Raw genomic sequence first — 23,263 nt, forward strand, 5'->3', positions numbered from 1 at the left:
TAGAAAAACTTTGGTGCAAAGGCAGTACCGGATGAACAACGGCAAACTTAGAATTTACGAACTAGCAAAAGAATTAAATTTGGATAGCAAAAAGCTATTAGCAATTTGCGAAAAGCTGAAAATTGCAGTTAAAAGCCATACCAGCGCCATCTCCGAACCCGACGCAGAACGTATTCGTTTAGTGGCAAATAAACTAACAGCAAAATCCTCGAAAACTAAAACTAACTCTGAAGATTGGAGCTATATGTTTATAGCTTCAGCAATTGATAGCTTTATCCGCCACCTGGAAGGTGAAAGCGCCCTGAAATCATATCCTGAATTTAGGGAACGGCGCGATCGCGCCAATGAGTTAATGTCTGAATGTGTCGGAAAAAAGCCTTCTCTATTTTATGTACGTCGTAAAGGTGCAGGGAAAGAAGCAAGAGAGGAAATTTGGGATTTGACAATAGCAACAGACTCCGATGAGTTTCCGTTACCTGCAAGACTTGAAAAGCTCAAAAAAACATTAGGATTTAGAGCCGCTGTACCTAAAGATGGACGTGGCGGTTTAAAAATACTTTCGGCTCAGTTGTTACAACCCTCACGGGGACACGCCGATAGCTATGCTATACCTTGTCGCTTGCGTTTGCTATCTAATCATCAGCATCATCTCGACATTCCCAGCGCAACATTAAAACGCATTGCAGCCGCGCCAGTTTGTGGCGATCATGTGCCTACAGAAGAACAGCTAAAAGCTTGGAAAGCGTTTTTGCAAATTGAAGAAAAAATTGCGAAAGCGCGTCAGTTTTGCGTCCGTTATATAAGTCACAACTATAACTTCAAAAGACGAATCAGTTTTGAAATTGATGTAGCCTCAGCCACCCTTGACGGATTTTATCAAAATTCTCTCAATGTTGAAAACTTTTGGGAACGAGCAAGACGCACAAAAAACGAAGATTTAAAGCTTTTTGAAACTGCTCCAGTCGGCAAAAATTGGATTAGCGGTCGTCAATTAGGGACTGTTGAAGAAGTTGATCCCAATCGTTGTATTATCAGCCTCAGATTAGACCGTGACTTAGCTGAATTTATGGCAGCAGAGCGTTATAAGTTGCCAGATACAGGATTTTTGTGTTTTGAGGCAGTTGGTGATATTCAGCAGATTCAGCGTAAGAAAAAAGCTTTAGATGATTTGAATAATGGTTACACCCAAAATCCTTATTTGGGTAGCTTTTTATTCGACGCTTCTCAGGCTAGACAAATCAAAACAACTGTTGAAATTCAACCGCAAGATTTATTGTTATCCTCTGCTAATCCTGGTCAAAAAGCAGCAGTAGAAAAGGCACTTGCTGCGAAAGATCTTGTACTTATTCAAGGGCCACCGGGTACTGGTAAAACTACCGTAATTGCGGAGATTTGCTATCAAATTGCCCTTCGCGGTGGACGCACCTTAATTGCTTCTCAAGCCAATTTGGCAGTAGATAACGCCCTAAGTCGATTAGTTCATAATCCAGTGATTCGAGCTGTACGCAAAGGTAGAGCCGAGAAAGTTGGGGAAGAAGGACAGCCATTTTTAGAAGACCAAGTGATTGGCAGATGGCTAGAAAATACAGCCAATGACTGCGAAAATAATCTGAGTCAACGCCTCGAAAATATCAAAGTTTTCAGTCAATTATTGGCATCAGCACCAAGATTTACAGCTTACTTCAAAGCGGAGGAAGAATTTAATCAGCAACAAAATAAATTCCATAAAAATAAGCTAAAAATAGAAGTAAATTTTAAAAATCAAGAAAATTATTACAACGAAACCTTAGAAAAAGAGAAAGAGGTTAAATCCCTCATTGTTGGACTCGAAAAGATATTAGATACTACACAAAATGTAAACTGGGAAGCTCCAGAAGTCATAGATTTTTTGCCACTTCTTAAGCCATACACAGAAGGTAACAGTTTAGTAGAAGAATTTTTAACAAATGTTCGTCAAACTATCAAATATACTAATGAACTTGGTTTTGTGCGTCCGGCGCTTGGCGCTTTTGGTTTAGCAGCTTGGTTACGTAAAACTGTAGCGACAGAAATTGCTGAATTTAAAACTGCGTTGACTTCTGCTCAAGATGCAAGTGAAGCTATTTCAAAAGTTGCAGCGTTGGTGCAGATTGTCAAACAAAATTTTGCTTCATTAAATCAACTACAACCAGATTATCAGCAATATATTACCAAGCTGCAAAACTTACAGCAAACAATCCAGATTTGGGAAAATCGCCAACGAGAAATTGATTATATTATCTCAGCAGTTAAGGAATGGAAATCTACAGCACCTTCTCATCTTTATCAAACTTTGAAAGAATGCCATCAATCTGGTTTACCACTCACAGAGAATTTAGTGGATTTACCACTAGGTTTATTAATGTTTGCTAATACATTAAAGTTAACAATAGTACCAAAAATATATAAAATTAACCTACCAGAGTGGGAAGTATTGGCAAAGGCGATCGCTTATGAAATAGACGGAGGTTTTACTGACAGGCGGGGTAAACAGCATAATTTTAGCTATTTTTTACAGGAAAATTTTAGTCAGATTCCAATGGTGCTATCAAAGAGCGATCGCACTCAATGGCAAGAAACCTATAAACAGTTTAGCAATTATCAGCTACTCAACCCCAAACAGCGAAAATTACTAGTTGAGAATACCCAGGTTTTTTTAATTAGAATGCAGCGGAGTTATGGTGCATCATGGGAGTGGAATAATATCGACTCTACTCTCACCCAAATTACACAGGAATTGCTAGATACTATTCTTGTAAATGCGCGTCAATGCGTTTTAAAAGTCAAAACGGAAACAGAACAACAGCTTCAGCATTTGCAACGACAATTAAAAGAACATCAGAAAAATCAAGTTAGCCAACAGCAAATATCTATTACTCAAGCTGAGGTAGAAAAAGCACAACAAGATGCTAATTTCCAACTTGGACAAGTTATTAATATCTTGCAAGAACTTAATCAAGAAAATATACCTCCTCAACTACGCATTCTAGTTGAAAAATATCTTGCAACACAATCAAATATTTGGGAGTATCCTCAAGAATTTGCCAATCAAGTGAATTATTGGGGAAATTCCATTAGTCAGCTAGAAACCTTAATCTCATCATTAGAACCTTTTACTGTACTGGAGATAATTAAACATTCTCTAAATGAGCATTTATCAAAGCTACAAGAAGAAAGTAAAACTTCTCTACAGTATCTACAAAAATTACAAACTAATTTCCGTGAAATACAAGAGAAGTCACAACCGCAGCCATCAGAAATTTTAATAAGAGAAAGAAACTGGTGGGTGAAAGAATGGCAAACAATACCTGATAATTTGAAGGTGGATAATTCTAATGGTGACTTGTTTAATTTAGAGTTTTTACGCACTATTAATAGTCAGTTTGAATCTTGGCAACAGCAACTCCAAAAAGACGAAACTTATCTCAATAGATATCAGAATTTTGTACAAGATTGGATAGAAAAATTAAGACGCCCAAATGAGCGCGATCGCGACGATTTAAGGCGCATATATTTAGATAACGCCAACGTCGTTGGTATCACCTGCGTTCAGGCTGCAAATAGAGGTTTTTCGGAAGAATTCAAATCCTTTGATGTCGTCATCATTGATGAGGTTAGCAAGTGTACTCCACCAGAGTTACTAATCCCAGCTTTGAAAGGCAAAAAGCTAGTTATGGTAGGCGATCATCGCCAATTACCACCCATGCTTGATACTAGCACTTTAGAAGAAGTTGCTCAAACAATAGGCAATACAAGAGACGAACTACAATTCTTAGAAGAATCACTATTTAAAAGTCAGTTTGAATCTGCTGATGAAAGTATCAAACAAATGCTAACTACACAATATCGAATGCATCCATTTATTATGGGAGCAATCAATCAGTTTTATGACGGTAAATTAGAATCTGGCATTTTGGAACCTGATACAAAACGCGCACATCATTTAGCAGATGAAATCATCCAAGAATCTCAGCATCTTCTTTGGGTAAAAACGCCTATAGAAAATCAGTTTTTAGAGCAACGAAATGGAACTTCTTACTTTAATATTCCCGAAATTGATGCGATTGAACGTCTCTGTCAGCAGTTTGAGAATACTTGGGCTTCTAAAGTTGCTAATGGTGAATCCAAAAAAGAAATTGCCGTAATTACATTTTATGGCGCTCAATTAAGAAAAATTGATGAACGTCTGCAATCTGAACTTTTTCCTTCCCTAGAAATTCGTACTGGTACTGTAGATAGATTTCAAGGTATGGAAAGACCTATTGTCATTGTCAGTATGGTTCGCAACAATAGTAAAGGAGATGTGGGATTTGCTAAGAAGCCAGAACGAGTAAATGTTGCATTTTCCCGCGCTCAAGAACTGCTGATAATTGTGGGTTGTCATAATTTATTTACCCATCAATCAGGTAAAGTCGGAAGTATGTATTCAGAAGTTTCAAATATTGTAAGTCTTCATGAAGGTTTCGTTGATGTTTCTCGCCTCTTCAGCTAAACCTATTGATGAAAATCTCAAAAATTTAGCACAGTCTAAACGCTTCCTTAGCATTAACAGTACTCCCAGAGATTTTCATCCGAAAAAATAAAAATACATAACTCTTGATTTCTCCTTTTGTAGTACGGCTTTTTACCCCTCTCCCCCACCGTGTGAGAGGCTTGGGAACCCTGTTTTAGTTTTTCTCTGGTTACATCAAACCACCTTGCTTACCGCTAACAGCACTCCTAAATATCATATCTACTTAATCAATTGTCAAAAAAAATCTCAGTGTCTCCGCATAAGCTTAAATAGAAAGTATTCAATCAGACATGATATGAGAGAATCTCTAAAAAATAACTGATTATGATTTTATACTAATTACCTACAACCTTTACTGGCACTGGATTTAAAGTTGATAGAGTACATAATTTAGGTCTGGTAATTAGACATAAAAAATATTGATAAAGCATATATTTCTGGAAAAGAGATTGTGCAATGTGTAGTAAAAGAGCAAATATCACTTGATGCTTAATTTAGCTCAAGGGGGTCTAATGATCGATCGCTTTGTGAATTTTATTTTTATCGATTTCTTCGCCCTAGCAATTAACCTGATGTTTGGTACATTACTACGGACTAAAATCTGCAATTATTCATGGGAAGGAATTGGAGGTGATGAACTTTCAACACCAGAAATTAGCGCTAGTTCTTCTGAATCACCACCATCTTTGGAGGACGTATAGCGCTTCTTAAGCTGAGATTATAGTTTAACTTCATCCTCCTCTCCGTCAGTTCGGAGAGGAGTTAGAGGTCAGTTTTTCAGATGTATTTTACGCTTATGAGCAAACGGTTTCATAAAGCCTATATGCTATTTGCAAAGATTATTAAAACTTAATCTTTTCTAGAACAAAAAAGTCTGAGAATTGCATTACCTTAAAATTCCTCAAGAAGCTTAGAAAGCTTTAACGAATTATCTGTGGATATTTTCGTTTCTTTTTGTCTCTATACTTTAGTTAAAAATTCTTTCTATGACAGAACCTAACAATACTTTTGACACCGCGACAAACATTGCTCCAGACTCAAACTTTTTCCTTGAGCAGAATGTAATCCTTAACGATTCAGTCAGTTCAAGCGACCCTGACGATTACTACCAGTTCTATACATTGTATGGGCCATCGACCCTCTACGCCCCTTTGGATGGCTTATCGGCCGACGCCGATCTCTACCTCTACGACCAAAACAAAAACCTAATCGCTAGTAGTACCCTGGGCGGTAACCTGAGTGAGACGATAAATGCTTCGCTACAGGCGAATCAATATTACTACGTTCGAGTACACTCCTATTCAGGAGTTCCTACAAACTATGCGCTGTACCTATACAACGACTATGCCGGGTCAACTCTAGCCACAGCCAGAGATATCGGCACTAGTTGGGGTCAAACGAGTAGTAAGCCTAGTTACTATAACAGCATTAACTGGCAAGACTATCTCGACTATCGGGATAACGTCGATGTGATGAAGTTCACGATGGAAGCCCCTGGCACCATCAGTCTGCGGATGAAGGACTTCACCTATACTGGTGGGCTACAGGCCACTATGCAATTGCTCGACTCCAATGGCAACGTACTACAGAATGTCTCTGGTACGGTGGGCAATGGTCTTAATGTCGATCGCTACTCTGCCCCTGCTGGCACTTACTACGTCAAGTACACTCAGACTTCTGGCTCTGACCCTTACACCATTCGCATCGTCACCGATTACGCGGGTGACGTTACTGGCACAGCACGAGACTTAGGTAACGTTAGCGGCAGCAGTCGTCGCTTGTACGACATGGTAGGAGGTTCATTTGGGCTACCAACTTATGAAGATGCTAACGATCTCTACAAATTCACCTTAGATAAGACCTCACCTATCGATTTGCGTTTAGATATCGATACTTCTGCCTTCCCAAGCCCAACCTTCGATGCCAATTTACGCCTCGCCCGTGACACAAACAACGACGGGTTTATTTCAGCAGGAGAAGTCTTCCTTTCATCGTCGAACCCAGGAGACGATCAGCTCTCAACCACCTTAGGGGCAGGTACTTATTACATTCAGGTCGTACCAAACGGAGCTTATACTAGCTATCAGCTCGATCTCGATTCCGACTTCGATGCTGTTCCCAGCGATCCACAGCCGTATAACAACATGTCAAAGGCACGTTCCCTTGGTGCTTTGATTGGGGAGACGCCTTTTAATTTGGCTGATGGGTTTGGATTGAGTGCGGGGGATTTCTCTGATTTCTTCAAGTTCACAATGACCGCTGCGGGCAAACTCTCGGCTTCAGCATTTAATAACTCCTACTACTCTAGAGCTACTCAGAATCCATCTCTGTCAATTGTCCAAGACTTGAACAATAACCAGCGGCTCGACCCTGGTGAAACCATTACGCCGTTTAGTATTGGTTCCCTAACCGCCAACCTGGCAGCAGGAACATACTTTCTCCATACAGGTGGTACTGGCGAACAAGCCGCCTACAACTTCCGACTGGTGTCAGACTATGCCGGAAATACCTTAAGTACAGCCCGTTCACTAGCAGCGATTAGTGGGGCGACGCCAGCGAACCAAACTTTCCAGGATTACATCGAACAATCCTTCGATGCCTCCAGCGATGTCAACGACTTCTATCGCTTTAGTTTGTCAAGTACCTACGAAGTCACGTTGAACACCACAGGCGTTAGCGGTGAAGATTTATCGCTTTCACTGATCGAGGATGTCAACAATAACAATGCGATCGATGCAGGTGATATCTTAGCTACATCTAACGTCTTGAATTCGCCAACAGAAACTCTCTCACGAGTACTTGGGGCTGGCCAGTATTTTGTGCAAGTCCAGGGCATTAACGGTTCTACAAACTACACCCTGACCTCAAAGTTTGTCAGTCCGAGTCAGGATAATGATGACACGATCGCTGAAGTTGACAGTTCTTCAGGTAGTACAAAGACGCTAGGTCAGTTCGTTGACTATTCCTTGAATCCACAAACTGATGTCGATCTCGTTAAGTTTACAGTTTCTGCTGGGCAACAGGTCGGGTTCGATGTGGATTCTCGCAATGGGTCAAACCTCAACACCTACCTGAGAGTATTTAACTCAAGCGGCACACAACTCGCAGCTAACAATGATGGAGCTGCACCGGGTGAAGCCTCTAGTCAGTTCTCCTACTTGGCTTATACATTTACTCAAGCAGGTACATACTACGCTGGCGTGTCCCTCAGCCCGAATTCCAATTACAGCCCTGTAACGGGTATTGGCGATGTCGCTGGTTCAGGGGCTACGGGAGAATACCGTCTAACGCTCAACGATCTCGGACGAACCTTCACTGGCGATGCTGGGAACAACTCCATCACTGGTGGTAGTGGTAACGATAACTTTAATGGAGCTGGGGGCAATGACACGCTGACTGGCGGTGCTGGCAATGACATACTAGTTGGTGGTACTGGTAATGACCTACTAGTTGGTGGTGCCGGAAATGATACGCTAACCGGAGGTGATGGAGCAGATACTTATCGATTTACAGCTGCTAGCGATCGCCTGGATACGATTAATGGCTTCAGTGGCTCTGGTGGCGACAGAATTCAGGTATCTGCTGTCGGCTTTGGTGGAGGATTAGTCGCAGGTACTTTAGCCTCAAACTATTTTCGTTCCGGTGCGGGCATTACCACAGCAAACACCACAACTCAGCGGTTCATTTACAATACAACGAATGGAGCTTTCTTCTTTGATGCCGATGGCAGCTTAGGCGGATCTGCACCATTACAGATTGCCACATTATCCGGCAATCCTGCCCTGAGCAACACCAATATTGTGGTTATCTAACCGCCAACTGTGTCTGTAATCTTCAAGTAGCCATTACCAAATGAAATTTCAGTTTTGAGTCACTGTGTAGTATTGACAGTGCAGACCTATTTGGTTGGTGAAAATTAAAAGGCTTAGATTCCCGACATCTTTAAAATGTCGGGAAATTTATTTTTGCTGGGTAATACTACCCCAAATAAGTAAAGCAGCAGAATTTTAACGTGAGTTCGACGGTTAGAAAAAGCCAAAAAAGCTTGCCATATATAGATTTGCACAATTGGGTATTGTTCAGGCGATCGCTACGATTGATTGAGAATCTGTGAAAAAGTGACAAAAAAATGCCGAGACTAAAAATATCTAAGAAAAATCAAGGTCTCGGCTATGTCTACCATTGTATCTCGGCTCGATATCACTCAAATATTCTGGGATGTAGATGATTTCTGTAACCAATGGGAAAATCTATGGCAGCAAATACCACAATTACCGTCTACTTCTGGAGAGCGTCGCAGTAAATCGAGGATGTGTTTATCAGAGGTAATGACAATAGTCATTGCATTTCATGGCAGTGGATATAAGACTTTCAAGGAATTCTACACTCTGCATGTGCTTCAAAGTTGGCATCAAGCATTTCCGAATTTGGTCAGCTACACTCGGTTTGTGGAATTGATGCCTTGGTGCTTAATGTTATTATGTTGCTTTTTACATACACGTACAGGAGAAATTACAGGGATTAGCTTTATTGATTCCACTCCGATTAATGTTTGTCATAACTGTCGAGCCCATTCTCATAAGGTATTTAAAGGCTTAGTAGAATGGGGTAAAAATTCTGTAGGTTGGCACTTTGGATTTAAACTTCATTTGATTATTAATGATTGCGGAGAATTACTTGCATTTTCATTAACTCCGGCGAATGTAGATGACCGAAAACCAGTTCCAGAAATGACTCGTGACTTAATTGGTAAACTTTTTGGTGACAGAGGATACATCTCTCAAAAATTATTTGAGGAGTTATATGAGCGCGGATTGCAGTTAGTCACAAAATCTAAGAAGAAAATGAAAAACCGTTTGGTAAAACTGATTGATAAGATTCTGTTACGCAAACGCGCTGTGATTGAGTCCGTCAATGACCATCTAAAAAATATATGTCAAATCGAACATTCTCGCCATCGTAGTCCATTTAACTTTTTGGTTAATTTAATGGCTGGTTTAGCTGCTTATACTTATTTGCCTAAAAAACCTTCTATTGACATTTACCCAAAAGGCTTACTTGCTCTACCTCCTGCCCTTTTTTAGCTCTGTCGAACTCACGTAATTTTAAGATGTTTTTCCTTCTCAGTATTTGGGAATACTGAGAAGGAAAACTTTGTTGACAAAGGCAAGCAGTGCATGAACAACGCCCAAGTCAGGATCTATGAGCTATCAAAAGAATTGAATTTGGATAATAAAGAGTTACTAGCAATTTGCGACCAACTCAAGATTTTAGTCAAAAGCGATAGTAGCAATATTTCAGAATTTGATGCAGGACGAATCCGTTTGGCTGCTAAAAAAGCTGCCCTTCATAAACAACAAACTTTGGAAATTGATCAACCCAAAATCTTAACAAATCGTCCCTCTCAAACGCCAGAACTATCCGTTACTACCTCTTTCCAAGCAAGTTGCTTAGAGATGAAAACAGATTCAGAAAAATGGGGCTATGTCTTCTTAGGTTGTTCGGCAATTAATAGTTTAATCAGCAATTTTGAAAGTCAAGTATCCCTTGAATTGTATCGTGAACCTTGGCAGCGACGAGAACGTGCTAACGAGTTAATATTTGATTTACTGGGTCAAGAGCCTCACCTAGTCTATGTACGCCGCAAGGGCGCGGGGCAAAATCCTGGAGAAGAAATTTGGGATTTAACCATAGCAACAGATCAGGATGATTTTCAATTACCTGCAAGACTTGAGAAGCTAGGAAAAACACTAGGATTTAGAGCAATTGTACAACAAGATGGAAGGGGCGGTTTAAAGGTACTATCTGCTAGGTTGCTACAACTTTCAGAGGGAAATGCTGATGGCTATGCTGTACCTTATCGTTTACGACTGCTGCCTAATAATCATCAGTCTCGTATCGATATTCCGCCAACGGCATTGGCACGGATGGCAGCTATGCCTATATGCGGCGACCATTTGCCTACAGAAGATCATCTGCGAATTTGGGAAGTATTTTTACAGATTGAGGAAACAATCGCTAAAGCACGCCAGTTTTGTGTGCCTTTTTTCACTCACAATAGCTTTGGAAGACGAATTACTTTTGAGATTGACGTAACCTCGGCTACTCTTGACGGTTGTGATGAAAATTCCTTGACTGTGGAAAACTTCTGGGAACGGGTAAATAGAGCAAAACCAGCTTGAGGTTCAATTAAATGAACAGATGAGGTTGGCGGCTAATAAGCAGCAAAAAATATCTGCTAATCAAGAGCAGTTAGAAACTTCTCGCAGTGAATCTGACTTCAAATTTAAAAGAGCGATCGCACTCTTGCAAGAACTTTCATCTTTTCCATACTTGCCTAATGAATTAAGAATTTTAGTGCAAGAATATCTTAGTAATTCCTCAAATATTTTGACTGAAACACCACAAGTCATAGCAAAAATACGCAACTGGGAAAATCGGACAAAACAGCTTAATACTTTGATTTCGTTAATCGATACTTTTGCTCTATTCCTGATAAATTGAAGCCTGAAGTTAATTCTATAGACTTGTTTAATCTGGACTTTTTACGCACTATCAAGGATAAATTTGAAAATTGGCAACAGCAGATCCAAACTGAAGAAATTTATCTCAATCGATATCAGTACTTTGTTCAAGATTGGATAGGAAAATTAAGAAGCTCAAACGAGTGCGATCGCACAGATTTAAGGCGCATCTATCTAGATAATGCCAATGTCGTTGGTATCACTTGCGTTCAAGCCGCAAATTACAATTTTTCACAAGAATTCAAATCCTTTGATGTCGTCATCATTGATGAGGTTAGTAAGTGTACTCCACCAGAGTTATTAATCCCCGCGCTGAAAGGCAAAAAGTTGGTTATGGTAGGCGATCATCGACAATTACCACCCATGCTCGACACGAAGACTTTAGAGGAAGTTTCTCAAGAGATTGGCAGCACAAATACAGAACTACAATTATTGCAAGAATCACTATTTAAAATTCAGTTTGAAACGGCTGATGAAAGCATCAAACAAATGCTAAATATTCAATATCGAATGCACCCGATAATTATGGGCGCAATCAATCAGTTTTACGAAGGTAAACTAGAATGTGGTATTTTAAAGCCTGACACTGAACGCTCACATAATTTAGGATGTGAAATAATTCAACCAGACAACCATCTTATATGGGTCAAAATTCCTGGAGTAAATGAGTTTAAAGAGGAATATAAAGGAACTTCATTCTTTAATATTCTGGAAATTGATGCGATTCAAAGCCTCTGTCAGCAATTTGAGAGTACTTGGGCTTCTAGAGTTGCCAATGGTCAACCAAAAAAAGAAATCGCCGTGATTACTTTTTATGGCGCTCAACTCCGAAAAATTGATGAACGCTTGCAATCCGAACTTTTCCCATCGCTGCAAATCACTACTGGTACAGTAGACCGATTTCAAGGTATGGAACGGCCTGTTGTAATTGTAAGCATGGTTCGCAATAATAGTAAAGGAGATGTGGGGTTTGCCAAGAAGCCAGAACGAGTTAACGTTGCTTTTTCCCGCGCTCAAGAACTACTAGTAATTGTGGGTTGTCATTCGCTATTCACTCAGCAGCGTGGACAAATTGGGAGTATGTACTCCAATGTTTCAAACATCGTGCGTCTACATGGAGGTTTCATTGATGTTTCTCGGCTCTTCTGCTAAACCTATTGATGACAATCTCAAAAAAATTGTAGACGAAATTGAAGCGCAAAGTCCTAGTTTGTCAGTTTTAGCAGCGCGTGAATTTCGTTATAGTTTGCGTCAAACTCCTGTAGAAGTAAATATCAAAGAACCTCGCCAGTTTAATATACTCGAAGAATTTATTATCCGCGCTGCTATTGAATTTCAACCTCCGCCAACAGAAGATGAATTAGCCTCTGTACTTGGGCTTGATTCTGTCTTTATCAAAACTACTACTACAACTCTTCGCTCATTACAAACTCTATCAGCAACATCGCCACTAACAGTTACTTCTGAAGGGCGTTTATTTTATGAAAAAGGGTCTGTACCACAGTCGCCATATCCTCTACAAATTAATGCTATTACAGACCCTTTAAGCGACAAGATAACCTTTCAATCGGAATCTTTAAATGAGACTACGATAAATTTGCCTGACTTGGCAGATTTTATAAGTATTGATCATATACTTGCTGATATTTCTTCTTTACCGCTTGAGGAAATCCAAAAAAGTATTCAGACTTCAGGTTTAGCGCTTCATCTCCCAGAAGAAGGAAAAATCGTCACTTCCTATAAGGTATTAGCTTCGGCTCAAAAATTTTGGAGAAAGATATCGCTTTTCGCGATCTTCGATACACTGGAAGATAAGTTGAGCATTCAAATCAGAAATGGAAAGCAAATTTTAGAGTCAGCATCAAATTGGTTAGAAGTACTACACGCTGAAGGTAAAATTTCTTTGCAAAGATTATGCAAATTGTCAACTGAAACCATCAATTTTGAGCGTGAAGTCATTCTCAAACAGAAAAATACTGAAATAGAAGCTAGACTCGAAAATATTCGCAAGAAGGCGCTAGAAACTGCGACAAAAGTAGGCAATTCTACAGTAGCAGGTGAAGCGATACAGTTACGCGATGGACAAATTAATCAAGCTTTTATAGAAGTTTTAAACTCAGCTAAAAGTCAAGTTCTGATTTATTCTCCTTGGGTGAATCAAGCAGTTGTCAATGAAAAATTTTTAACTCTGTTGCAGAAATTAGCTAATCGCGGAGTTGGAATTTTAATTGGATATGGAATTGCACGGCGAGAAGAAGATGAAGAGAAATTAATGTCACTAGAACTAAAAGAAAAACTTCGAGCAATAAAAACACCTGATGGTTTACCATCTGTACAGGTTTTTTGGTTGGGAGATTCCCATGTTAAAGAAGTAATAGTCGATAAAAAAACCCATCTTTGTGGCTCTCATAACTGGCTATCTTATCGCGGTGATTACCTACCACGAGGTGAATCAGTTTATAAAGTTACAATTCCCGATCAAGTTAAGGAAGCTTATGAATTTCTCGCTCATCGCTTCCAAAACCACGCTCAAAAATTATGGCAAAATGCTCTGAAAAAACGTGATTTTAAACTGGCTGTAGAGTGTTTATGTTTGTGGGGTGCGCTAGGTATGGAAGACGTTGCACTTAAAGAAATACAGCAAAACAACTGGCTAGAAATTCTGTCTGTGTGGTTGAATGTAGCACTTCAGGGGTTAAGGTCGAAGAATATACAACCTGATTCAGTCAGTTTTCAAACAGCACTTTCCTTGCTGAATCAGGTTTCGATTGAAGACGTTTTTGTTGAGTCATTACAGCAGGGATCTCGTAAAGTTATCAGCGCGATCGCCAATAATAATCCTCAAACGGCTTTAAACTTACTTAGTGATGAAGTCTGGGCGCAGTTTCTCCGTCTCAATATTGCTCAAGAAAGTGATTCACCTAAGAATTTTATCTTGTAATACATAAATCCATATATAGTACAGACGTACATCTGTACTATATATATTTCAAACGAGCGCGGCAGGGTTCGAACCTGCGACCGATTGCTTAGAAGGCAATTGCTCTATCCACTGAGCTACGCGCCCAAAATAAAACACTGGCTCCCAAAGGAGTCATCTGGACTATTATATCGTTTTGCCCTATTAAGAAGCAATAGAAAATTGCAGATTTGCTACTAGCAAGGCTAAGATCCAAGTCGCTAGTTATTCAATGTACACTAAAAACGAAGCACATGGGGTATTGGTTAGATATATTGTGTTGTCAAGGGGTTATTTACCCTAGCCTGAGTCCTTGTGGGCGGCTTACTCTAATGAAGTATTTAGCGATCGCTCACTAAACCCATTTTTAAAGTACGCTAGGTAATTTCAGCCTTGGCGATGCTGCCAAATGCCATTATATATTCCATATTAAGAGTGCCCCTGTGAGGAGTTATTTGCTAGTGCCATGTTTATTCTCAAACGGCAGGATGTTGAAATATCAAGCATTCAGCACCCAAAACGGGATCAGCAGGTGCCGATCCTAGATTATCAAGGGCAGACTTTTCGCTTGATTAGTGTTTTTAAAGCTAGTCAAGAAGAAGAAGCTAGAGCCTTATGGAGAGAATTAACGGATAACCGGGGTAAAGCCTGTGTCTTGTTGGAAGAACCGGAACGCTTCAGCGTTTGGGGGAAAATCCGTTTAGAACAGTTGGGTAATGACACAGGTGGTAATCATGGCAAAACGGAGATTTTAATCCAAGGCAGTATTTTGCTGTTACAGGGTGTTTATATTGACATCGAAGAATTTTTGGGCGCTCGCCAAGCTGCATTATTTCAAAAAGATATTGCGGAAGTATTCCAGCAAAAGCAATTTGCCCAAGCATCCCCTGTAGAAACAGTTAAATCTTTGCTATCTTCTGAGACGGTCAAACTGCCTACTTGGCAAGAAAATCACGTAGTCATCCTTTTGCAAGAATTGCATCGACTAGGAAAGACATATTTTGGCAACGCCAATTTTACCAAACAAGTGATTTATAAATTAGAAGATATGCCAGAAGCGGAGCGATCGCTATTTCTCAGTTGGCTAAATCAATCAGCACTGGGTAAACTATGGCAGTAGTGTGGAAATTTTTTAAAAAAGTTCCCACTGTCGGTACTTGCTTTTGGTGTCCGATTGTGCATTGCTTGGCAGACACACTGCTAGGCATACAATCATCTAACTCAAAATACTGCCAGACTGCATCTACATAGTCAAGCCCTATGAATAACTCTTACGACAATTCCTTGCTTTCTAAATCCGTTTTTACCACTCAGAACATTGTCTTGGCTAATATTGCCTGGGCAGTACTGGCACTGTTATACTTTTTGTTGTTTAGTGCCAAACTTCCGGCAACAGATGGCGTAGAAAGCCGAGCCGAGTGGTATGTGATTGGCACAAATATTTTTGAAGCCATAGCTTATTTAAGTGCCAGTATCTTATGCTTGAGGAACTGGCTTAGTCCGCAAATCGTCAGTGGTCGGAATGTTTGGCTCTCTATTGGCTTAGGTATGCTTTCTTATTTCGTGGGAGGGATAATTTTCGGGTATACCGAAATAGTTTTAAAAAAAGACCCAGATGTGTCTCTAGGGGATATATTTTTTGTATTGACTTATCTGTTACTTGGCACAGGCATGATTTTAGCTGTGGCTTCCAGGCGAATCAATCTGGAAAAATGGCAGTGGCTAATTGTATTAGCAATTGGTGTGTTCGGTAGTTTGTTGGCATGGTGGATTTCTATGCAACAGGAAAAACCCTCAGAACTGTTAGTCGCTATTTTGAATTGGTTTTACGTAGTTAGCGATGTGTTTCTGTTAATTATTGCTACCACTCTGCTGTTAGCCTTTTGGGGAGGAAGAGTTTCCCAGTCTTGGCGAATGATTGCCGCAGCGGCCTTTTCGCTCTACATTGCAGATATGTGGTTTAAATACGCCCAAGGTCCAAATTATGAAAGTGGAGAAATCTTAGAAGTGTTTTGGGTGTTTAGTGGAGTGTTATTTGGTATGGGCGCTGCCCTAGAATATGACGCATCACTGAGACGAACGCGGCGTACCAGCACACGAAAACGAGCTTAGCAAAGATTTTTGGTATCTACCGTGAGAAAATTAACAGACTCTGACAAGCAAGAAATTCTAAAGTTATATCGAGAAAGTGCCGAAACAACCTCAACTTTGGCAGACCGCTATGGTGTGAGTAACTCGACAATTAGTCGCCTACTCAAAAGCACCTTACCAGAAGATGAGTATGAATACTTAGTCTCTTTAAAGCGGGCTGCTAGAACTCCTGAGGGTAGGGCACAGGTAAGCTATGAGCAGTTACCCCTGCTGATTCAACCAGAACCAGAAATCGAACTTCCACCCATTATCGACAGCCAACCTTTGCCAACTCCAAAGGTTGAGCCACAGCCGCGTCGTATAATTAATGTTGAGGTAGAGGTCGAGGAGGAACTTGACTCAGAGGATACAGCGGAGTCAATCGCCGCTAGTAGACGAGTGCGCCGACGCCCCTCAGCCTCCGAAAAACCGAAACTACGAGTAGCAGAGAAATTAGACACTCCAGAGCAAAGACCGCTAGAAATAGTCAGCATCCCCATCCCACCGCTCAAGGATGAACATCCAGGAGCGACTGTCATAGCGCACATGCTGGGAGAAGACCTGCTAGACGAATCGGAAGATTTGGACGATTTAGAAGATGACGATTTAGAAGATGATGACTTTGAGGAAGAAGAAGACTTCGAGGAAGATGAATTTGATGAGCTAAGGCCTTTAGTTACAAAGCGCAGACCAGGTGAAGTATCAGTTCAAGTTTTACCATTATCGGCAGCTCATTTGCCGAAAACTTGTTATTTGGTGATTGACCGTTCATCAGAATTAATCACGCGGCCTCTGAAGGATTTTGGTGACTTGGGGCAAATTCCTAACCTCGAAACCCAGCAAAGAACTCTACCGGTGTTTGATAATCATCGCGTCGCCAAGCGTTTTTCTACCAAACGCGATCGCGTGATTAAAGTTCCCGATAGTAAAATGCTTCATAAGGCTCGTACTCATCTTCAAGCCAAGGGCATCACACGATTGTTAATTGATGGTCAAGTCTACTCTTTGTCTACGGTTTAACATTGGATATGGGGTATGGGGCATTAGGAGTGATGAGTGCTGTTAGCGGATAGCTAAGGTTTAGCCCGTGCTGAGTTAAGAGTTTTGTTTATCTGCTTGTCCCCTTGTCTCCCTTATCCCCCTCATCCCCACTCTTTTCAAATATACACAGCCTTAGCAAAACGTTCTGCCAAGTAGATAATGTCCTGTCTACGAGCGATTTGGTTCATCCATTGTCGAGGAATATTTTCCACCCCGTAATAAATTCCCGCTAAGCCACCGGTGACGGCGGCGGTAGTATCTGTATCTTTGCCTAAGTTCACAGCTTTGAGTACTGCCTCAGAATAAGACGAGCTGTTTAACAAACACCACAGGGATGACTCCAAAGTATCAATCACATAGCCACCAGAATTAATCTCTATCTACTGGTAAATTGGCAATGTCACCACTGAAAACTCTGCCGAAATGGGGCTTCTCTAACAAAAATTCTTCCACAGAATATATTGTTTGGATATCTTGTAATCCTTGTAGATAAGCTGTTTGGGGGTCAGCCCCTTCGAGTAAGGACACTGCAATACTAATATAAATGCCGCAAGCCATTTGGGAACGGAGATGAGCGTGAGTAATGCAAGAAACTTGATGCACCCGTGCAATCAATTCATTTAAAGTTAAGCTTCTGTGACAATAAGCCATCGGCAAGATTCTCATCAACGAACCATTGCCATTACTATTTTCACTGTTACCACCTGCTTTTAAAGGTGAAGCTCCCTGTTTCCAATTCACAATTGCTAAAAATGTAGTGTTACCGATGTCAAATACTTCGCCTTGAGCTGTCCAGTAACTTTCGTGATACCAGCGCCAGAAAGAATTGGCTATAGCATCCAGTGAAAATCCCTCACAAAGACATTCTGCCAAGCAAAAGGTTAGCGAACTGTCATCTGACCATGTACCAGCAGGAACATCCCAAGTTCCATAACCCAACATCGATGTGACTGGAGATTTTATGCGTTCGGCACGGCTAGTAAACTCCACTGGCACACCCAATGCATCACCGACACATAAACCCATAAAACCAGACAACGTTTTTGCAGTGGTTAGCATGGTTCAACCAGCATGAAACTTTTCTACAACTGATTTTACTTGCCAAAAGCCGCCGATCAAACGCTTGGTATAATTTCTAATTCCCAACTAACTGTAGACAGCCCTAGCAAAACGTTCTGCCAAGTAGATAATGTCCTGTCTACGAGCGATTTGGTTCATCCATTGTCGAGGAATATTTTCCACCCCGTAATAAATTCCCGCTAAGCCACCGGTGACGGCGGCGGTAGTATCTGTATCCCCGCCTAAGTTCACAGCTTTCAATACCGCCTCAGAATAAGACGAGCTGTTTAACAAACACCACAGGGATGATTCCAAAGTATCAATCACATAACCACCAGAATTAATCTCTTCTACTGGTAACTTGGCAATCTCACCACTGAAAACTCTACCAAAATGGGGCTTTTCTAACAAAAATTCTCGCACGGAATATATGGTTTGGATATCTTGCAATCCTTGTAGATAAGCTGTTTGCGGGTCAGCCCCTTCGAGTAGCGCCACTGCAATACTAATATAAATGCCGCAGGCCATTTGCGATCGCGCATGAGCATGGGTAATCGCTGAAACATCATGCACCCGTGCCAGCAATTCGCCTAAAGTTAAGCTTCTGTGACAATAAGCCATTGGCAAGATTCTCATCAACGAACCATTGCCATTACTATTTTCAACTTTTCCCCCTGCCTGATGAGCTACAACTCCCTGCTTCAGGCGCATAATTGCTGTATGGGTAGTTTGACCAATATCAAAGACATCGCCACGGGGAGTCCAGTAAGCTTCCTTGTACCAGCGCCAGAAGGAATTAGCTATGGCATCCAGCGAATAGCCTCTACAAAGGCATTCTGCCAAGCAAAAGCTCAGGGAACTGTCATCTGACCAAGTTCCTGGCGGTTGATTCCATGTGCCATAACCCAGCATCGTTGTCACTGGAGATTTTACTCGTTCAGCACGGCTAGTAAACTCCACTGGCACACCCAATGCATCGCCGACACACAAACCCATCAAACCAGACAACGTTTTTGCAGCGGTTAGCATTATTCAATCTCCAAGAATTGCTAAAAATTAACTTTATAGATTTCCTCAATAGCTTGTTGCCACAGTTGTTACAGGCTACTTTTTCATCCTATGTGAAAAGCTCAAATAAAGTCAGTAGACTAGCTATGATTCGCCTGAATTTAGACTTATTGTTAGTTCCCATAACTATGCCACTTTAAAAAGCGTCTGTTTTTGACAAAAAAACTCGAAGCTGGAGAAAAAACAAGTGTAATTATAACACTTTCATCAAAGATTATTTAGCCAAATGCTCTTAAGTCTTGTGCATCAATAGCAACAGCTACTTAAGGAAATATCAGAATTATCTGGAACATTTTTACCGGGCTTTCGACTGGGAATATAACAGTAATAAATACACAATTTGCTCACAATTATGAAAGGTTTACTCAAGTCTTTTCTAACAATTTCTGCATTATCTTCTTTACTAGTTGCTCCGGTGATTCTATCAGCTGGTCAAGCTTCTGCGGAAACAAAAAAGGGTACTGATGCTAGTTATGTTGGTGCTGGTATTGCTGCTGGGGTTACCAACGGCGGACAAGGCACTAACGATGAGGCTACATTTGGTGGTAATGTCACAGGTCGTTTGAAATTAGGAAATACCCCGTTTTCCGCACGCGGTAATGTCCTTTGGAGCGATCAAACAAGTGCTATCATTCCAGAAGTTTCTGTGGATGTGCCAATTGCTAATAGAACTAATGCCTATTTAACTGGTGGTTATTCTTTTGTAGAGAAAGATGGCTCCGCAACTCCTATCGGTAACAAAGATGCAGTAGTGCTAGGTGCTGGTGTGGAATCGGAAGTTGCTAATAATTTCCTCGTCTACACTAATGCTAAAGTAGGAATTAGTGCCTATCAAAATAGCGATACTCCCGCTGTTAGCATTAACGCTGGCGTTGGCTATAGCTTTAAATAAAAAATTACTGAGTCCTCTGTTACTCTATACTTTATTTAGTACTCAGGACTTAGCACTTTTTCACTCACCACTCCAAAAAGCTGGTTTTGTTAAGTGTTAGATCACTGAGAAAGCCGGCTTTTGCCGTGTTAAAATTAAAAAATTCCTCATCATTCCGGCCGGATTACCGGGGATAAATTTAGCCGAAAGGATACTTACATCTTGCTACTTCGGCGTCCACGAATGCTTTATTGAGAATACTATACAACTCTAATGGTTAAATCTGCTCCTTCCCCCGTCGCTAGCCGTAAGCCTTCCAAAGTCGAAGGAATCAAGGAAAATAGTAATTTTTTGCGTGAACCTGTAGCAACTGAGATTCTTGAAGACACGACTCATTTTACTGAAAATGCAGTGCAGCTGTTGAAGTTTCATGGTTCTTATCAACAGGATAACCGCGACAATCGCACCAAGGGACAGGAAAAAGATTACCAGTTTATGCTACGGACAAAAAATCCGGGTGGCTTGGTGCCGCCGCAGCTGTATCTGGCTTTAGATAAACTCGCTGATGAGTATGGTAACCACACCTTACGAGCAACTACCCGTCAAGGTTTCCAACTGCACGGAATTTTAAAGAAGAATCTGAAATCAGCAATTGCCACTATTGTCAATAACTTGGGTTCGACCTTAGGAGCTTGCGGGGACATCAACCGCAATGTGATGGCACCACCAGCCCCCTTTAAAAATCGCCCAGAGTATCAGTATGCGTGGGAATATGCCCAGAATATTGCTGACTTGCTGTCAGCACAAACAGGTGCTTATTACGAAATTTGGTTAGATGGGGAAAAGGCAATTACCGCTGAAGAAAATCCAGAGGTGAAAGCAGCGCGACAGCGTAATGGGAATGGCACAATCATTCATGACAACGAAGAACCGATTTATGGCACATACTATATGCCCCGCAAATTCAAAATTTGCGTGACAGTGCCAGGAGATAATTCGGTTGATTTGTATTCCCAAGATTTGACGTTGGTAGTCATTACCAATAAAAAAGGAGAATTACAAGGATTTAATATTTTTGCTGGTGGTGGCTTAGGCAGAACACACAATAAAGAAGAAACTTTTGCTAGGTTAGCAGACCCAATTGGCTATGTAGCCAAAGAAGATGTTTACGATATGGTGAAAGCGATTGTGGCCACTCAGAGAGATTATGGCGATCGCACTGACCGGCGTCATGCCAGACTAAAATATCTAATCAACGATTGGGGTGTAGATAAATTCCGCACCCAAGTTGAAGAATACTTTGGTAAATCAGTCGCACCCTTTAAACCACTGCCAGACTTTAAATATCACGATTTCCTCGGCTGGAACGAACAAGGCGATGGCAAACTATTTTTAGGAATTTCCATTGACAATGGTCGAATCAAAGATGACGGTTCGTTTCAATTGAAAACCGCTTTGCGGGAAATTGTCCAGCAGTTCAACTTGTCCATTCGCCTAACGCCCAACCATAACCTGATTTTTTATGATATCCAGCCAGATAGCAAAGAAACCATTCAAGAGATTCTGAATCGTCACGGCATCGGAGACGACCCCAGTAAAATCGAACCTCTAGTACGGTATGCAATGGCTTGTCCCGCTTTGCCTACCTGCGGCTTGGCAATCACCGAATCAGAACGGGCAATACCGGGGATTTTGGAGCGAATTCGCGCTCTCTTAGATAAATTAGGTTTACAAAAAGAACATTTTGTGGTAAGGATGACAGGGTGTCCTAACGGCTGCGCTCGTCCCTACTTGGCAGAATTGGCTTTTGTCGGTAGCGCCCCAGAAAGTTACCAATTATGGTTAGGAGGTTCGCCAAATCAAACGCGACTGGCGCAACCTTACACAGAAAAGCTGCACCATAATGATTTGGAAAGCTTCCTAGAGCCAATTTTTGTCTACTTTAAAAAATCGCACAAATCAAAAGAAAGTTTTGGTGATTTTTGCGATCGCGTTGGTTTTGATGCCATCCGCGAATTTAGCGCCACCTATGAACCTAACACGGGTGATGGTGTCAACAAATCACGCCATCGGGTAAATCTGAAAGCTGATATTTATGGCAGGTTGAAAGAAGTATCTGAAAGCGAAGGTAAGCCAATGACTCAATTGGTGAGTGAAGCCCTAGAAGCTTACTTCCAGAATCTTTCCTAAGCCAAAAAATTGAAGATAATGAAATCAAAGAGAGACATAGATAAATTCATCTGTGTCTCTCTTGCGTCAATGCTACTCCCAATACGGTTCGGTTAAGGCAAGAGACGCGATAAATCGCCGTCTCTACAAAGGACTGATTATTGTAAAGACGGCCTTCCTCCTCTAAAATTACCTCTCTTTCCTTTCTCCGCGCCTCTGCGCCTCTGCGTGAGATAAAAAAGGACATCCACAGGAAAACTGAACTATGGTAACCACAGCAAAATTCGCAGAAACTAGGGATGTGCTGCAAAACATTAGCTGGCAGACATTTAAAGCTATGCTGGCAGATATGGGATCTGAGCGAAATAAAAGGCTAGCTTATGACAACGGCATATTAGAAATTATGACTCCACAGATGCCACATGAGAACTCAAACCGTCTCATTGAAGGTTTTGTTCTGGTGCTGTGTGAAGAATTTGGTTTAGAAGTTAAAAGTGCTGGCTCGTTGACTATGATGCGGGATGATTTGCAGCAAGGAGCCGAGCCGGACAGTAGTTACTATATCCAAAACGAATTTTTAGTCCGCAACAAAGAAAATATTGACTTGAATACAGACCCACCACCAGATTTGATATTAGAAGTAGAATATTCCAGATCCAAAATAAACAAGTTAATGCTTTATGCTGCAATGGGAGTCCCAGAATTCTGGCGGTATAACGGAACTCTGTTAAGAATTTACACCCTTAACAATGGGCAATATTGCCAGAGCGATCGCAGTCCAACTTTTGCACCCGTTCTAATGACAGAAATTCCCCGATTTATCCAAGAAAGCAAGAAAATTGGGCAAATAGCAGTAACTCGTGCTTTCCGTGGTTGGGTTAGACAGCAAATGTCTACAACAGAGTAGTTTA

General features: G+C 41.1%; 12 protein-coding genes, 1 tRNA gene and 2 pseudogenes. 12 read left to right on the top strand and 3 right to left on the bottom strand.

The features are described from left to right. Positions 1–31: 31 nt before the first annotated feature. From ACFG4S_RS26195 to ACFG4S_RS26220, 6 genes and pseudogenes are all read left to right on the top strand, one after another. Positions 32–4,510, top strand: a complete 4,479-nt coding sequence (locus ACFG4S_RS26195; protein ID WP_392536083.1) for a translation initiation factor IF-2 N-terminal domain-containing protein — start codon at positions 32–34, stop codon at positions 4,508–4,510. Between the two features lie 506 nt (positions 4,511–5,016). Beyond that, entirely contained in the window at positions 5,017–5,232 is a 216-nt protein-coding gene (locus ACFG4S_RS26200) for a hypothetical protein (RefSeq protein ID WP_392531859.1), read from the top strand. A 285-nt stretch (positions 5,233–5,517) separates the two neighbouring features. Next, on the top strand, positions 5,518–8,343 hold the full coding sequence (locus ACFG4S_RS26205; RefSeq protein WP_392531860.1) for a calcium-binding protein: 2,826 nt from the start codon (positions 5,518–5,520) through the stop codon (positions 8,341–8,343). Positions 8,344–8,703: 360 nt separating this feature from the next. Further along, positions 8,704–9,615 carry an IS982 family transposase gene (locus ACFG4S_RS26210; RefSeq protein WP_392530720.1) on the top strand — a complete coding sequence of 304 codons (912 nt, stop codon included), beginning with the start codon at positions 8,704–8,706 and terminating at the stop codon, positions 9,613–9,615. A 93-nt stretch (positions 9,616–9,708) separates the two neighbouring features. Then, positions 9,709–12,207 (top strand): annotated as a pseudogene (locus ACFG4S_RS26215) (DEAD/DEAH box helicase). Beyond that, positions 12,146–13,996, top strand: coding sequence for a hypothetical protein (locus ACFG4S_RS26220; RefSeq protein ID WP_392531861.1), 1,851 nt, complete (start codon positions 12,146–12,148; stop codon positions 13,994–13,996). The pseudogene ACFG4S_RS26215 and the gene ACFG4S_RS26220 overlap by 62 nt, the downstream one beginning before the upstream one ends. Positions 13,997–14,049: 53 nt before the next feature. Here ACFG4S_RS26220 and ACFG4S_RS26225 read toward each other — a convergent pair. Continuing rightward, positions 14,050–14,122: transfer RNA gene (locus ACFG4S_RS26225), tRNA-Arg, on the bottom strand. A gap of 358 nt (positions 14,123–14,480) precedes the next feature. Here ACFG4S_RS26225 and ACFG4S_RS26230 point away from each other — a divergent pair. From ACFG4S_RS26230 to ACFG4S_RS26240, 3 genes are all read left to right on the top strand, one after another. Next, the gene (locus ACFG4S_RS26230) at positions 14,481–15,134 is read left to right on the top strand and encodes an Npun_F0813 family protein (RefSeq protein ID WP_392531862.1); all 654 of its coding nucleotides are present in this window, start codon (positions 14,481–14,483) and stop codon (positions 15,132–15,134) included. 140 nt (positions 15,135–15,274) lie between these two features. After that, positions 15,275–16,126: a hypothetical protein gene (locus ACFG4S_RS26235; protein ID WP_392531863.1), complete on the top strand. Its 852-nt coding sequence runs from the start codon at positions 15,275–15,277 to the stop codon at positions 16,124–16,126. 21 nt (positions 16,127–16,147) lie between these two features. Beyond that, positions 16,148–17,164 carry a transposase gene (locus ACFG4S_RS26240; RefSeq protein ID WP_392531864.1) on the top strand — a complete coding sequence of 339 codons (1,017 nt, stop codon included), beginning with the start codon at positions 16,148–16,150 and terminating at the stop codon, positions 17,162–17,164. Between the two features lie 137 nt (positions 17,165–17,301). On the opposite strand, the pseudogene ACFG4S_RS26245 reads toward ACFG4S_RS26240, so the two are convergent. Together ACFG4S_RS26245 and ACFG4S_RS26250 are read right to left on the bottom strand one after the other, a co-directional pair. Beyond that, positions 17,302–18,244, bottom strand: a pseudogene (locus ACFG4S_RS26245) (ADP-ribosylglycohydrolase family protein). An 87-nt stretch (positions 18,245–18,331) separates the two neighbouring features. Then, positions 18,332–19,273, bottom strand: coding sequence for an ADP-ribosylglycohydrolase family protein (locus tag ACFG4S_RS26250; RefSeq protein ID WP_392531865.1), 942 nt, complete (start codon positions 19,271–19,273; stop codon positions 18,332–18,334). A gap of 391 nt (positions 19,274–19,664) precedes the next feature. Between ACFG4S_RS26250 and ACFG4S_RS26255 the strand changes: the two genes are divergently transcribed. The 3 genes from ACFG4S_RS26255 (at position 19,665) to ACFG4S_RS26265 (ending at position 23,259) form a co-directional block, all read left to right on the top strand. Continuing rightward, the gene (locus tag ACFG4S_RS26255; protein WP_392531866.1) at positions 19,665–20,204 is read left to right on the top strand and encodes an outer membrane beta-barrel protein; all 540 of its coding nucleotides are present in this window, start codon (positions 19,665–19,667) and stop codon (positions 20,202–20,204) included. Between the two features lie 252 nt (positions 20,205–20,456). After that, positions 20,457–22,373: a sulfite reductase, ferredoxin dependent gene (gene sir / locus ACFG4S_RS26260; RefSeq protein WP_392531867.1), complete on the top strand. Its 1,917-nt coding sequence runs from the start codon at positions 20,457–20,459 to the stop codon at positions 22,371–22,373. 244 nt (positions 22,374–22,617) lie between these two features. Then, on the top strand, positions 22,618–23,259 hold the full coding sequence (locus tag ACFG4S_RS26265; protein WP_392531868.1) for a Uma2 family endonuclease: 642 nt from the start codon (positions 22,618–22,620) through the stop codon (positions 23,257–23,259). The last annotated feature ends 4 nt before the right edge of the window (positions 23,260–23,263 follow it).

The organism is Nostoc sp. C117 (genome assembly GCF_043099735.1).
Taxonomy (GTDB): Bacteria; Cyanobacteriota; Cyanobacteriia; order Cyanobacteriales; family Nostocaceae; genus Nostoc.